Origin of the sequence: Actinacidiphila sp. bgisy167 (assembly GCF_965342175.1) — a bacterium.
Lineage (GTDB): Bacteria > Actinomycetota > Actinomycetes > Streptomycetales > Streptomycetaceae > Actinacidiphila.
Genome location: NZ_CBDRBL010000021.1, coordinates 1 through 14,613 on the forward strand (window position 1 = coordinate 1; position 14,613 = coordinate 14,613).

Genomic DNA, 14,613 nt, shown 5'->3' on the forward strand with positions numbered 1-14,613 from the left:
GTGCCTTCGGGTTGAGCGGGTGACGATCAGACCAGCCGAACGTTTCCAAGCAGTGTCGGTCGCGGTTCACGTGTCGAACCTCGGCCAGCCACGTGATCAGGTACGGTGCGGCGGCGTTGATTCCCACCCTGACGGGCGGTTGTGGCGTGCGCGTAGCTCCTCTTCGACAAAGGTCGTCGGCGCACCTATCCGGCGTACCGGATCTGAGTGGGCGCCAGAAAAGTCAGCAGGGAGTCAGCATCCATCCGACCAGACCCTGTCGCAGGCTCCCAGAACTGAGACTGCGCGGGCCGTGATGGCGAGCGCCTGAGAGGGGCACAGTCGATCGATCGCCGGCCCCCCCGGCCGGCCGGAGAGCCCGCACGGCGATTCGGCCAGGGCTCCACCGGCTGCACGGAATGCATTTCCGCAGGTCAGCAGGCACTTTCAGGGGGACGTTGGGGAGCTGCGGGGCCGGCAGGCCGACACCACCACGAGCAGCGGCATCGTCTACAGCGCCGCCCACGCCAGCGCGAAGCTCGGCGAGCGGGTCGCCGGCCAGATCGCCCGGCAGCTCGCCGAGGCCGTCCTGCGGGAGTTCACCGCGCCCCTCCCGTTCTGACCCCGGGTCCGCGGGCCCGGCCGGGGACCCCTCGAAGCAGGTCCACCTCATGTCCGTCAGCACCGACCTGTTCGTGTTCTCGCCCTCCGCTTCCTACCCGCGGCCGTTCCGCAGCCGTCATCGACGACCACGCCCGGATCGTCCACGCTTGGTCAAGCCCGGTCGATCAGCCCGACATCGAGACCAGCCCGCCGTCCTAGGGCGCTCTGGGCGATCTTCCCGGCGCCACCGGCCGGGTGCCTCACGGAGGCCACCGAGGGCCGCCGGGCCGCCGGCGGATGATGGAACGGCGGCTCCAGATGTAGTGCTGTCTTCACTGGGCGCTCGAGCGAACGGTCATCGAGCCCGCTCCCGAGCACCCATGCCCGTCCGATCTCGCAGCCTCCTCCCGTTGCTGGGGGAGAGGCGGGCGTCGCGGCCATCCTTCGGGCACGCAAGAGACAGAATGTCCAGCCGGATAAGCCACCGCGTGGCAGTCAGGCGGTGGTCGCCGTGGGGGTGAGCAGGTGTCCCATCGCAGCCAGGACGGACGGCTCCACGCGGTAGTACACCCAGGTACCGCGGCGCTCTGAGAGCAAAAGTCCGGCGTCCTTGAGCTTCTTTAGGTGGTGGGAGACGGTCGGCTGCGAGACGCCCACGTCCGAGATGTCGCAGACGCAGGCCTCACTGTCAGGGTGCGAAGCGACCTTGGAGAACAAGCGCAGCCTTACCGGGTCGCCGAGCGCCTTGAACATGGCGGCAGTGATCTCTGACTCTTCCACCGTCAATTCGCGCTCGGTCAGGGCAGGACAGCACGGCGCGGCGGGGAGCGGGGCCGCCGCCTCCCCCTGAAGCTTTGACATGTGTCTATGTTGACACCTATATAACGCTGCTGCCAAGATCGAATAATTAGATGTCTGTCTAATCACTAAGGAAGCCGTTCATGGCCATACCCACGCAGGCTCCGCGGCAGCCCACGGCGGTAGTGACGGGGGCGAGCAGCGGTATCGGGGCGGCCACCGCACGCGATCTGGCCCGGGCCGGGTTCGCGGTGGTTCTCACCGCTCGGCGGACCGACCGTCTGGAGGCCCTCGCCAAGGAGATCCAGGCCGACGGTGGGACCGCTGTCCCGTACACGCTGGACGTCACCGACCGCGACGCCGTCGCTGCCTTCGCCGGCGGGCTGGGCGCCTGCGATGTGCTGGTGAATATCGCCGGTGGTGCGTTCGGCGTCGAGGAAGTGGCCACCGCCGATCCCGGGGACTGGCGGCACATGTTCGAGGTGAACGTGGTGGGCGCGCTTCAGATGACACAAGCGCTTCTGCCTACATTGGTGGCCGGCGGTGACGGGGTGGTGGTTGTGCTGACCTCGACGGCCTCCTTCACCTGTTACGAGGGCGGCGGCGGTTACAGCGCCGCCAAGCACGGGGCGCACGTGCTCGCGCAGACACTGCGGCTGGAAACGGTCGGGCAGCCGCTGCGGGTGGTCGAGATCGCGCCAGGGATGGTCCACACCGAGGAGTTCTCCCTCAACCGCTACCGCGGCGACTCGGATAAGGCCGACGCGGTGTACGCGGGTGTGCCGGGGCCGTTGGTGGCCGATGACGTCGCCGAAATGGTGACATGGGCGGTGACTCGGCCGCCGCACGTCAACGTCGACCTTCTGGTGGTGCGGCCGCGGGCGCAGGCAGCACAGCACAAGGTGCACCGCACTTCCTGAGCCACCCTCTCCCGCCCACCCGCCGGGGTCCTCGGCCGCGCTGATGCCTGCACCCGGATTCAGGGGTACAGGCATCCGCGTATTGGCGGGTGGAATCAGCAGCCGGTGGCGCCAGGGGCGTCGAACAGCTCGGCGGCGTAGGCGGCCAATTGCAGGGCGGCTGTCTCGTCCACGCCGAGCTCGGCCGCCGCGGCCAGCACGGCGTCCGCGGCGCTGGAGGCGGTGCCCAGGTGCCGGGCAGTGACGTGCAGCAGCTGCTCGTGCTGCTCCGGGGACAGGCCCAGGCGCAGCGCGAGAGCCTCTCCGCCGGCGGTGGCCGAGCAGACGCCGGTCTCGGGCAGCTGCAGTTCGACGGACTGGGCGGCCTCCAGATCGCCGGCCAGGAAGGCGGCGATGGAGCGGACCTGCTCGTAGCCGGTGAGCATCAAGAAGGTGGGGGCGCGGCCGTAGCTCTTCATGCCCACGGCCCAGTAGCCGGGCTCGGGGTGGGCCAGTTCGCGGTATCCGTGGGGGGTGACGGTGCCACAGGAGTGCTGGTTGGGGTCGATCAGGGGTGCCAGGGCCCGGGGGGCGGACATGATCGGGTCGAGTTCCAGGCGCAGTTCGCTGCTGATGCCGTGGTCGGGGCGAAAGCCGGTGGCGGCCACGATGCGGTCGGCGGTGACGGTCTGCTCGCTGCCGTCGGGGCCTCGGGAGATCAGCTGGACCTGGTCTCGGGTAGGGTCGTCGCCCAGTCGGCGGATGGTGTGGGCGCGGAAGTTGGCGGCCAGGGTGACGCGGCCGGTGTCGACGAGCATCTTCAGGCCGGAGCCGAGGGCGCCGCGGGCGGGCAGTTCATCGTCGCTGCCGCCGCCGAAGGAAGCGGCCGGGTCGGTGGCGCGGATGGCCCAGGTGATGGTAGTGCCGTCTTCGGCGTCCGCGAGCTCGGCCAGGGCGAGCAGGGTGTTGGCGGCGGAGTGCCCGGCGCCGACGACGACGGTGTGGCGGCCGGCGTGCTGGGCGCGGTCGGCGCCGAAGACGTCGGGCAGGCCGTGGGTGATCCAGGCGGCGGCGTCCGGCTCGCCGTGGGCGGGCAGGCCGTTGGCGCCGACGTGGTTGGGCTGGCGCCAGGTTCCGGAGGCGTCGATGACGGCGCGGGCCAGCAGTTCCTCGCCGTCGGCCAGACGCAGCACGAAGGGGGCGTCCTCGCGGTAGGCGGTGCGCAGCCGGTCGATGCCCAGGCGGCTGATGGCGGTGACGATGGCGTTGCAGCGGATGTGCGGGGCCAGGGCGGGGAGTTCGGCCAGGGGCTGGAGGTATTGCTTGACCAGGTCGCCGCCGGTGGGGAGTTCGGTGGCGTCGGGTTCCTGCCAGCCGGTGGCGGCCAGCAGGCGGCGGGCGGCCGGGTCGGTGTTGTACTCCCAGGGGCTGAACAGCTGGATGTGGGACCAGGCCCGGACGGCTGCCGCGGGGGTGTCACCGGCTTCCACGACAGTGAAGGGGACGCCGCGTTCGGAAAGATGCGCGGCGGCCGCCAGGCCGATGGGGCCGGCTCCGATCACGGCGACGGGAAGCTGGTCGAGGCTGTGGTCAACCACGGTGTGGTGTCCTTTCAGGCACTGGGGCAGGCAGCGATGGGGGTCAGGCGCCGGGCGCGGGTTCGTGCGAGGCGGACGCGAAGGCTTCTGCCTGCGCGCGCTCGGCGGCGCGCTGCTGGACCCGGCGCTGTAATTCGGCGATGGCCGCGCAGCAGGGGCTGGCGTCGGCCGCGGGGGCGTCGGCTGGGGGCTGCGGCGGTATCTGTTCGCTCAACGGTGTCGGCTCCTGTCGCGACGGGTCCGGCGGTTGCCGGGAAGGGTCCCGCATCACAACCGCCTATATAGATAAACGACGAATCAACCTCCAGGGTCGCCGTTGATTCGATGAATGTCAACCTGGCGGCGCGGCATCGCCGGCTGTGACGAGGGTCACCTTGAGCCTCGTTGCGTCTGGCCCCCTGAGGAGCCAATCTCGATACATGTCGAAACAACGGGGGGAGTTCGGCGCGGGCAACCAGCCCGCGTCGTAACGCCATTGGGAACCGGTGGCTGATGCCGAAACGCCGCCTTCGACCCGTGAACCGCACGACGCGCTCGCCACGCGCCGCACGGTCCGCCTGACGGGACCGGCCGTTCCCTCACCCCTCGCACACCCTTTTGCGTGCACGCCCGCCACCGGGCCCGGCACTGTCGCCGGCCCGCCCGCGTGCACGCCATGGGCCTTCCCGTGCTGCGCACCGTGAACAGCTTCACCATGCCCGGAAGGACACCCATGCCCCACGACCCCACCACCACGGCCGCAGCCGGTGAGCCGATCGCCATCGTCGGCATGGCCGGACGGTTCGCCGATGCCACCAGCCCGCAAGAGCTCTGGGACATGCTGCTGCAGGGCCGCGACGCCATCACCGAGATACCTCCCGATCGCTACGACATCGACGCCGTCTACGACCCCGCGCCCCGCACGCCCGGCCGTACCGTCAGCCGGTGGGGCGGCCTGCTGCGCGACATCGACGCCTTCGACGCGGAGTTCTTCGGCATCTCCCCCCGCGAGGCCGACCGGATGGACCCCCAGCAGCGCCTGCTGCTGGAGACCGCCTACGAGGCCCTCGAAGACGCCGGCCAGCCGCTGGGCCGTATCGCCGGAACCGACACCGGCGTGTTCATCGGGCAGCTCGGCGGCGACTACTGGCACCTGCAGTACGCCGACCGTGACAAGCTCGACCTGTACGCGATGACCGGCGCCGCCTCACGCGCCATCACCTCCGGCCGCTTGTCCTACGCCTTCGACCTGCGCGGCCCCAGCTTCACCGTCGACACCGCCTGCTCCTCCGCGCTGGTCGCCGTCCACAACGCCGTCCAGGCCCTGCGGCTGGGCGAATGCCCCCTGGCCATCGCCGGCGGCGTCAACATCGTGCTGCTCCCCGAGGAAGGCGTCGTCTACTCCGGCGCCGGCATGCTCGCCTCCGACGGCCGCTGCAAGTTCGCCGACGCTTCCGGCGACGGCTTCGTGCGCAGCGACGGCATCGGCGTGGTGGTCCTCAAGCCGCTGTCCGCGGCGCTCGCCGACGGCGACCGCATCCGCGCCGTCATCCGCGGCTCGGCCGTCGGTAACGACGGTCAAAGCAGCGGCTACCTCGTCACCCCGGCCGTCGAAGGCCAGCGCGACGTGCTGCGCCGCGCCTACACAAACGCCGGAGTCGACCCCGCCGACGTCGATTACGTCGAGGCCCACGGCACAGGCACCAGCGTGGGCGACCCCGTCGAACTGCAAGCTCTTGCCGACGTCCTCGGCCCCCGCGAAGACGGCCGCCACTGCCTTGTCGGCTCGGTCAAGACCAACATCGGGCACGCCGAAGCCGCCGCCGGCATCGCCGGCCTCATCAAGGCGGTGCTGTGCCTGGAACACCGCACCGTGCCGCCCAACCTGCACCTGAACAACCCCAACCCCGCCGTCGCCTGGGACACCCTGCCCCTGGCCGTCCCCACCCAGGCCACCGCGCTGCCCGACCGGGGCCGGCCCGCCATCGCGGGCGTGAGCAGCTTCGGCTTCTCCGGCACCAACGCCCACCTGGTCATCGAAGCCGCCCCCCAGCCCGCCCCCGCCGCCACTGCGGCCGCGGCGCCCGAGCGCACCGAACTGCTGGCGCTGTCGGCGTACAGCCCCGAAGCCCTGGCCGACCTGGCCCGCCGCACCGCCGACCACCTCGACGGCGACGGCGCCGGCCACAGCCTGCGCGACATCTGCCACTCCGCCGCGCTGCGCCGCACCACCCACGACGCCCGCCTGGCGCTGCCGGTCGACAACCACACCGACGCCGCCGCCGCGCTCCGCGCGTTCGCCGACGGCGAGGACGAGCCGGGGCTGTCCTTCAGCGACTACACCGACCCCACAGGCCGTCCCCGGATCGCGTTCGTCTTCCCCGGCCAGGGCTCCCAGTGGCCCGGCATGGGCCGTGAACTCCTCGACACTGAACCGGTCTTCCACCAGGCCATGCAGGCCTGCGACACCGCGATCAAGGCCGAGACCGGCTGGTCGGTCATCGAGCTGCTGCGCTCCGCCGACGAGGAGCGCATGAAGGAACTCGACGTCATCCAGCCCACCTTGTGGGCCATGGAGATCGCGCTGGCCCAGCTGTGGCGGTCCTGGGGCGTGGAGCCCGACGTCGTCATCGGGCACAGCATGGGCGAGTCCGCGGCCGCCTACATCGCCGGTGCCCTGTCACTGGCCGACGCCGCCGCCGTCATCTGCCGCCGCAGCCGCCTGGCCAAGCGCCTGTCCGGGCGCGGCACCATGGCCTGGGTCGCGCTGCCCGCCGACGAGGCCGCCGCCGCGCTGGCCGGCCACGAGGACCTCGTCGCGGTCGCCGCCGCCAACAGCCCCACCTCCACCCTGCTGTCCGGGGACGGCAACGCCCTCGCCAAGGTCCTGGCCGGACTCGACGCCCGCGGCGTCGACGGCCGCAAGGTCAACGTCGACTTCGCCTCGCACTGCCCGCAGATGGACGCTCTGCGCGAGGACCTGCTCGCCGAACTCGCCCACCTCACCCCCCGGGCCGGCAGCATTCCGCTGCACTCCACGCTGCTCAACGAGGTGATCGACGGCTCCGGCATGGACGCCGACTACTGGGTGCGCAACATCCGCCAGCCCGTCGACTTTGTCGGCGCCGTCCGCGGCCAGCTCGACGCCGGTGACACCGTCTTCGTCGAAGTCAGCCCGCACCCGCTGCTCGTGGCCGGCATCCGCGAGACCAGCTGCGCCCACACCGGCAGCGACACCACCGCCGTCGGCAGCCTGCGCCGCCACACCGGCGAACGCGCCTGCCTGCTCACCAATGCCGGTGCCCTGCACACCGCCGGCACCGCCCTGGACTGGAACGCGCTCACCGACGGCGGCCGCTTCGTGCCGCTACCCGCCTACCCCTGGCAGCGCACCCGCCACTGGATCAGCCCTGCGCCGGCTGCTGCCGCCGAGGCCAAAGCGGCCGCAGCACCCACCCAGGCCTCGGATCAGCGGGCCGAGCACCCGCTGCTGGGACGCCCGATGCCCGCGCAGGACACCACCTTGGTCTGGCAGGGCCCGCTCGACCTGGCCGGCAACGCCTACCTGCGCGACCACCGCATCCAGGACACCATCATCCTGCCGGGCACCGCCCACCTCGAGCTCGTCGCCGCGGCCGCCCGCACCGTCCTGACCAGCGGCCCGCTGTCGGTGACCGACGTGCACTACCACCGCGCGCTGTTCCTCGACGACCACGGGCCCGCGCCCGAGGTCAAGGTCACCCTCACCCCGCGCCCGGACGGATCGCTGCACTGCTGCATCCACAGCCTGCAGGAGGGCGACGACGGCGAGTGGCTCCTGCACACCGAGGCCACCGCGCGCATGGCCCCCTCCCCCGGCGCCACCGCGCCCGCGCCCGAGTCGCTGGAGGACCTCCGCGGCCGCCTCACCGAGCACCAGGACGCCGCCGGTTTCTACCCCTGGAACGCCGAACGCGGCAACCAGTGGAACGGCACCTTCCAAGGCATCCGGGAACTGTGGCGCACCGACGGCGAGGTCCTGGCCCGCCTGGCCTGCCCAGCCCCGCTCACCGACACCTTGGCACGTCACCACTTCCACCCGGCCCTGCTGGACGCCAGCGGCCACGCCATGGCCGCCGCCCGGCCGCTGACCGTCCCCGGCGAGGAGGGCGTCTTCGTCCTCGGCGGCATCGACGAAGTCGTCTTCCACCAGCAGCCGCCCGCGTCGCTGTGGAGCCACGCCAGGCTGCTGCCCGCCGCGCGTGAGGACTCCTTTAGCGCCGACATCGGCATCCGCGCCGACGACGGGCGCCTGATCGCCCAGATGCGCGGCCTGCGCCTGCAGTACCTGGCCGGGCACGCTCCCGCCCCCCTCGCCTCCCGCCCCAAGGACACGCCCGTGATCGACCCGACCCCCGCGCCCGCCTCCGCTGCAGGCGGCAGCGGCATGGACATCTGGCTGCACACCCTCACCTGGGACAGCGCCCCGCTGCCCGCCCCCGACGGGCCTTCCGGTGCGGACGGCTTCTGGCTCGTGCTCACCGACAGCGGCCCCACCGGCCGCGCCCTGGTGCGGGAGCTGACCGGCCGCGGGCAGCGCGTCGTGGCCCTCACCACCGGATCCGGCCGCACCGCCGGGGCCGGGGACCGCTACCGCATCGACCCGGCGCGCGAAGACCAGTACGCCCACGTCCTCAAAGACATCGCCCGCGACGGCACCTGCCGCGGCGTCATCCACCTGTGGGCGCTGGACGCGCACGCCGGACTGGACGCCACTGCCACCGAGATCCGCCGCGCCCAGCTGCTGGCCGCCCACAGCGTCCTGCACCTGACACGCGCCCTGGAGCAGCAGGACCTGGGCTGGCCGCCGCTGTGGCTGGTCACCCAGCACGCCCAGGCCACCGGCACTGGCGACGGCGTCCGCAACCCCTTCCAGGCCGTGCTGTGGGGCCTGGGCCGGACTCTTGCCGCCGAAGCACCCGCGCTGGCCTGCCGCCTGGTCGACCTGGACCGCTCGGCCGCCAGCATCACGGCCCTTGCCGACCTGCTGCACCGCCCCGACGCCGAGGACCAGATGGCCCTGCGCGACGGCCACCGCTACGCCGCCCGGCTGCGTCCCGCCCCGGCCGCCCCTGCCGCCCCGCGCGCCCTGTCGCTGCCGGCCCCGGGCGTGATCGACGACCTGCAGCTGCTCGACGTGTCCCGGCGGGACGTCGCCGCCGACGAGGTCCGGATCCAGGTCAGCCACGCCGGGGTCAACTACCGGGACGTGCTGCTGGCTCTGGGCATGTATCCCGGCCAGGACAACCGGCCGCCCGTCATGGGCTGGGAGTGCTCCGGCACGGTCATTCAGACCGGGCCCGCGGTCACCGGTGTCGCCGTCGGCGACGAGGTCGTCGCCTTCGCCGAGGGCGCCCTGGCCGGGGAAGTCGTCACCCGCGCCTGTCTGACCGCTCCCAAGCCCGCCCGCCTGACCTTCGCACAGGCCGCGACGGTGCCCGCCGCCTACCTCACCGCCTACCACGCCCTTATCGACCTGGCCGGCCTGCGGAAGGGCCAGAAGATCCTCATCCACTCCGCGACCGGTGGGACCGGGCAGGCCGCACTGACCATCGCGCGGTGGAAGGGCGCCCGCATCTTCGCGACCGCCGGCAGCGACGCCAAGCGGGACCTGCTGCTGCGGCTCGGGGCCGAACAGGTCGCCGACTCCCGCTCCCTGCAGTTCGCCGACGCCTTCCGGCCCGCCGTCGGTGACGGCTTCGACGTCATCGTCAACACCCTGGCCGGCGACGCCATCGCGGCCAACCTGTCGCTGATGGCGCCCTACGGGCACTACCTGGAGCTGAGCAAGCGCGACATCCTCGAGGACAACCCGCTGCCGCTCGGCGCGTTCGCCCGCAACCTGTCCTTCCACGCGGTCGACGTCGTCCACATGATCCAGCACGCGCCCGAGCGGGCCGGGCGGGTCCTGCGCGACGCCGCCGCCCTGATCGACCAGGGCGCCCTGGATGCGCTCCCGCACACCGTGTTCCCCGCCGAACAGGCCGCCGACGCCTTCCGCCTGATGGCCCAGTCCCGCCACACCGGGAAGATCGTCTTGTCCTTCGACGGCGCCGCCACCGGAGCAGCGGCCCCGGTCCGCACCCGGCCCGCGGCCATCCACGCCGACGGCACCTACCTGGTCACCGGCGGCGCTGGCGGCATCGGCGGCCGCCTGGCGCTGTGGCTGGCCGACCAGGGAGCCCGCCACCTGCTGCTGACCGGCCGCAGCGCCCTGCCCGACCCCGGCACCCCCCTGCCCGACGGCCACCCGCAGGCCGGTGCGCTGGCCGTGCTGAAGGAACTGTCCGACCGGGGCGTGGACGTCACCTACGCGGCTGTCGACGTCGCCGACCAGCACGCCATGCGCGACCTGCTGCAGGCCCGCAGCAAGCAGGGCCTGCCGCCCGTGCGGGGGGTGTTCCACGCGGCCGGCGTCATCGACTACACCCCGCTCGCCGACCTGGACCCGGCCGGCCTGGAGCAGGTCCTGGCCGCAAAGGTCTCCGGCGCCTGGAACCTGCACCGGCTTTTGAGCAGCCACGACCTGGACGCGTTCGTGCTGTTCTCCTCCGGCTCCGCGCTGCTCAGCTCCCCCATGCTCGGCGGGTACGCGGCTGGGAACGCGTTCCTGGACGCCCTGGCCCACTACCGGCACACCCACGGCCTGCCGGCGACCGTGGTCAACTGGGGCTTCTGGGACAGCGTCGGCATGGTCGCCCGCAAGGAACAGCAGGAAGAGCGCACCCTGCTGCCGCAGGGCATGGCCTCCTTCAGCCCGAAGGACGGGCTGGCCGTTCTGGGGCGGATCCTTGGCGAGGGCCGGCTGCACACCGCGGTGCTGCGCGCCGACTGGCCGGCCTGGGCCGCCGCCTACCCGTCGGCTGCGACCGCTCCCCTGCTCACTCCGCTGACCACCGCCCGGCCCACAGCCAAGCCCACTTCTGCCGCCACGGCGGTGCAGGCGCCCGCCCGGACGCCGGCGGCCCCGGCCCCGGCGCGGGCCTCGCAGTCCGCCCCAGCACCGGTGGTGGCGGCCGAGCCGGCCGAACCGGCGGCTCCTGCACCCGCTCCCGCCGCCGCGCCTGCGGCGTCCCGACCCGACACCGCTCACGACGAGGACGTCCTGGCGTTCGTCAAGCAGGAAGTCGCCCTCGTCATCGGACTGCGCCCCGAACGCCTCAACCTCAGCCGACCCCTCAACCGGCTCGGCATGGACTCCCTCATGGCCGTCGAACTGCGCAACCGCATCGAACGCCGCTACCACGTCAAGCTGCCCATGGTGCAGCTCCTCAAGGACGGCACCATCACCACCGTCGCCCAGGCCCTGACCACCGCACTCGCCCCCGCCCCGCAGACCGCCGCGCCCGCGCCGGCTCCTTCACCGGCCGCCGAGCCTGCGGCCGCCCCCGCTCCCGCATCGGCGGTGGCGGCTGAAGCAGCAGGCGAGGCCGAAGCACCAGCCCCCGCAGCCCCGGCGCCCGCGCCTGTGGCGTCCCGGCCCGACACCGCCGCCGACGAAGAGGTCCTGGCGTTCGTCAAGCAGGAAGTCGCCCTCGTTATCGGACTGCGCCCCGAACGCCTCAACCTCAGCCGACCCCTCAACCGGCTCGGCATGGACTCCCTCATGGCCGTCGAACTGCGCAACCGCATCGAACGTCGCTACCACGTCAAGCTGCCCATGGTGCAGCTCCTCAAGGACGGCACCATCACCACCGTCGCCCAGGCCCTGACCACCGCACTCGCCCCCGCCGACACCACGGCCTGACCCGACGAGGACCTCGCAGCCCATGAAGACCACCGACATCCGCATAGCCGGACTCGGCACCTACATCCCCGACATCGTCGACGCCCGCAAGGCCGTCGCCCTGGGCCTGTACGACGCCGACGACTACGAGTTCTACGGCTGGACCGGGGCCGCCGTCGCCGACGACATGCCCGCCCCCGACATGGCCGTCGCCGCAGCCCGCCAGGCCATGGAACGCTCCCGGCTCCACCCGCACGACATCGACCTGCACATCCACGCCTGCGGCCATGAGCAGGGCCCCGAAGGCTGGTCGCCGCAGCACTACATCCTGCGGCACATCACCGACCGCGACGTGCCCTCCTTCCGCGTCTGGCAGGCCTGCAGCGGCCTGATCGGTTCCCTGGAGATGGCCGCCTGCTATCTCATGGCCGTCCCCGAACGCACCACCGCGCTGCTGACCGGTGCCGACAACGTCGGTACCCCCAACTTCAACCGGTGGGCATTCGGCATCCAAAACGGCGTCCTGGGCGACGGCGCCAGCTCGGTCCTGCTGTCCAAGACCGACGGCTTCGCCAGCCTCCTGTCGATCAACACCGGCTCCACCGCCGAAGTCGAGGAGCAGTACCGCGGCTCGGAGCCGCTGTTCCCACCGTCCCTGACCGTCGGCCGCGGCATGGACTTCAAGGAGCGCCTGGCCGCCGCTGGAGGGCTGGAGGAGACAGTCGCCGAAGTCGTGCGCCGCCAGGGCGAGCTGCGCACCGAGATCGCGCTGCGCACGCTGGCCGAGGCCGGCCTGGAACCGGGCGACGTCACCCGCGTCGCCCACGTCTTCACCGGCCAGGAGAGCTACCTGAAGGTCATACTCGACCCGATGGGACTGTCCCCGCAGCAGGGCCTGCTCGACTTCGGCCGGAACCTGGGCCACATGACGGTCAACGACCAGGTCGTGGGCCTGACCCACCTCGTGGAGACCGGCCAGGTCGGACCCGGCGACCACGTCCTGATCGTCGCTCACGGCGGGGGTGTCTCCATCACCTGCGCCGTCGTGCGCATCGACCAGCGGCCCGCCTGGGCCGCCGGTTGAGCACCCCCGCACCGTGTGCCGGCCCCGTCACAGGGGCCGGCACACGGGCATGACCACCCGCTGGCACCACCACATCCCAGGGATTGACGTCCATGCTGACCACTGCCGCATCACCCTTGCTCAACGCCGAGGCGCTGATATCCACCTTCGGCCTGCTCGGCATCATGGCCACCGTCTTCGCCGAGTCCGGCCTGATCGTCTGCTTCTTCCTGCCCGGCGACTCGCTGCTGTTCACCGCGGGCCTGCTGGTCGCCAACGACCAGATCCTGCACCAGCCGCTGTGGCTGGTCATGCTCGCCATCGCCGTCGCCGCCGTGCTGGGCGACCAGTTCGGCTACGCCTTCGGCCGCAAGATCGGGCCGGCGCTGTTCCGGCGGCCCAACTCGCGGTTGTTCAAGCAGGAAAACGCGCAGCGCGCCCAGGAATTCATGCTCAAGCACGGCCCCAAGGCGCTGGTGATGGCCCGCTTCATCCCGGTCTTCCGCACCTTCATCCCGATCACCGCCGGCGTCGGCCGGATGGCGTACCGCACGTTCTTCCTCTTCAACGTCATCGGTGCCGTGCTGTGGTCGGTCAGCCTCACCCTGGTCGGCTACTACCTCGGCCAGATCGCGTTCGTCCGCGACAACATCGAGGGCATCGTCATCGGCATCGTCCTGGTCTCCGGGATCCCGATCATCATCGAGGGCATCCGGATGCGGCGCCGTGCCCGCGCCGCGAAGACTGAGCAGACTCCCGCCGCCCCCGCAACCCCCGCCGCCAGCCCGGAAACGGAGATGCCCCGCGCATGATTTCCGCTGAAGACTTCTGCGTCATCCTCGCCGACCGCGGCTTCACCACCGCCAGCGGTGTGCCCTGCTCCCACTTCGGCGGGCCGATCGCCCACCTGAGCACACAGAGCGGCCGGTACGTGCCGGCTCCGAACGAGGGCAGTGCCCTCGCGGTGGCCGCCGGCGCCGCCCTGGCCGGCCGGCGCGCCTACGTCATGCTCCAGAACTCCGGGCTGGGCAACCTCATCAACCCGCTCACCTCGCTGGTGATGACGTACCAGCTGCCGATCCTGACCTTCACCAGCCTGCGCGGCTGGCCCGACCCGGCCACCGACGAGCCCCAGCACGCCGTGATGGGCCCGGCCACACCCGCGCTCCTGGACAGTGTGGGCAGCCCGCACTACACGCTGCACGCGGCCGACACCGCCGAGGAGTTCCAGGCGATCCTCGACGCGGCGGAGAAGGATCTGGCCGCCCAACGAGCGCCGTTCGTGCTCGTCGAGCGCGGCGCCATCGGCAAGGCCACGGCTGCCGCCGAGCCAGCAGACCAAGGCCTGGAAGCGGCCGTGGCCATCGGTGTGGTCACCGCCGCCGCGCCGCAGGCCGCGGTCATCGCCACCACCGGCTACACCGGACGGGACGTGTTCGCCGTCGCCGACCGACCCGGCAACTTCTACATGCAAGGCTCCATGGGGCACGCCGGTTCCCTCGGCCTGGGCGTGGCGTTGTCCCAGCCGGAACGGACCGTGGTCGTGCTGGACGGGGACGGGGCGGTGCTCATGCACCTGGGGGCGCTGTCAATGATCGGGCACGAGGCCCCGGCGAACCTGATCCACGTAGTGCTCGACAACCGGGTGCACGAGTCGACCGGCGGGCAGGCGACGACGTCGGCTACCACCTCCTTCCCGCAGGTGGCGCTGGCGGCCGGATACGCCAGCGCGGTGGCGTGTGACAGCAGCGACGCACTGAGCGAGGCCATGGGGCGCGCGCAGGCCGCCCCGGGGCCGCACCTGATCAGTGTGCGGACGCTGCCGCGGACCGGGGCGATCCCGCCGCGGGCGACGAACGCGCTCAGCCCGCAGGACATCCGTGACCGCTTCCAGGCCAGCCTCACGCAGTAGGGGCTGCGCCCACCACA

Annotated in this window: 8 protein-coding genes; 5 read left to right on the plus strand and 3 right to left on the minus strand. The window is 72.0% G+C overall.

Going from position 1 to position 14,613, the window contains the following annotated elements; genetic code table 11:
* Nucleotides 1-1,077: 1,077 nt before the first annotated feature.
* Nucleotides 1,078-1,443, minus strand: coding sequence for an ArsR/SmtB family transcription factor (locus tag ACRWND_RS10975; protein WP_431948503.1), 366 nt, complete (start codon nt 1,441-1,443; stop codon nt 1,078-1,080).
* An 80-nt stretch (nt 1,444-1,523) separates the two neighbouring features.
* Here ACRWND_RS10975 and ACRWND_RS10980 point away from each other — a divergent pair, with 80 nt between their 5' ends.
* Nucleotides 1,524-2,300: an SDR family NAD(P)-dependent oxidoreductase gene (locus ACRWND_RS10980; RefSeq protein WP_431948504.1), complete on the plus strand. Its 777-nt coding sequence runs from the start codon at nt 1,524-1,526 to the stop codon at nt 2,298-2,300.
* A gap of 95 nt (nt 2,301-2,395) precedes the next feature.
* On the opposite strand, the gene ACRWND_RS10985 is transcribed toward ACRWND_RS10980, so the two are convergent.
* Nucleotides 2,396-3,877 carry an FAD-dependent oxidoreductase gene (locus tag ACRWND_RS10985; protein ID WP_431948505.1) on the minus strand — a complete coding sequence of 494 codons (1,482 nt, stop codon included), beginning with the start codon at nt 3,875-3,877 and terminating at the stop codon, nt 2,396-2,398.
* Between the two features lie 43 nt (nt 3,878-3,920).
* Nucleotides 3,921-4,091 carry a hypothetical protein gene (locus ACRWND_RS10990; protein ID WP_431948506.1) on the minus strand — a complete coding sequence of 57 codons (171 nt, stop codon included), beginning with the start codon at nt 4,089-4,091 and terminating at the stop codon, nt 3,921-3,923.
* Nucleotides 4,092-4,589: 498 nt separating this feature from the next.
* Between ACRWND_RS10990 and ACRWND_RS10995 the strand changes: the two genes are divergently transcribed.
* The 4 genes from ACRWND_RS10995 (at nt 4,590) to aepY (ending at nt 14,596) form a co-directional block, all read left to right on the plus strand.
* Nucleotides 4,590-11,642: a type I polyketide synthase gene (locus tag ACRWND_RS10995; protein ID WP_431948507.1), complete on the plus strand. Its 7,053-nt coding sequence runs from the start codon at nt 4,590-4,592 to the stop codon at nt 11,640-11,642.
* Nucleotides 11,643-11,664: 22 nt separating this feature from the next.
* A complete protein-coding gene (locus tag ACRWND_RS11000; RefSeq protein ID WP_431948508.1) occupies nt 11,665-12,705 on the plus strand; it encodes a ketoacyl-ACP synthase III family protein in 1,041 nt (346 codons plus the stop codon).
* Between the two features lie 92 nt (nt 12,706-12,797).
* Complete coding sequence (locus ACRWND_RS11005) at nt 12,798-13,496, plus strand: DedA family protein (RefSeq protein WP_431948509.1); 699 nt, start codon at nt 12,798-12,800, stop codon at nt 13,494-13,496.
* Nucleotides 13,493-14,596 carry a phosphonopyruvate decarboxylase gene (gene aepY, locus ACRWND_RS11010; RefSeq protein WP_431948510.1) on the plus strand — a complete coding sequence of 368 codons (1,104 nt, stop codon included), beginning with the start codon at nt 13,493-13,495 and terminating at the stop codon, nt 14,594-14,596. The genes ACRWND_RS11005 and aepY overlap by 4 nt, the downstream gene beginning before the upstream one ends.
* Nucleotides 14,597-14,613: the final 17 nt, after the last annotated feature.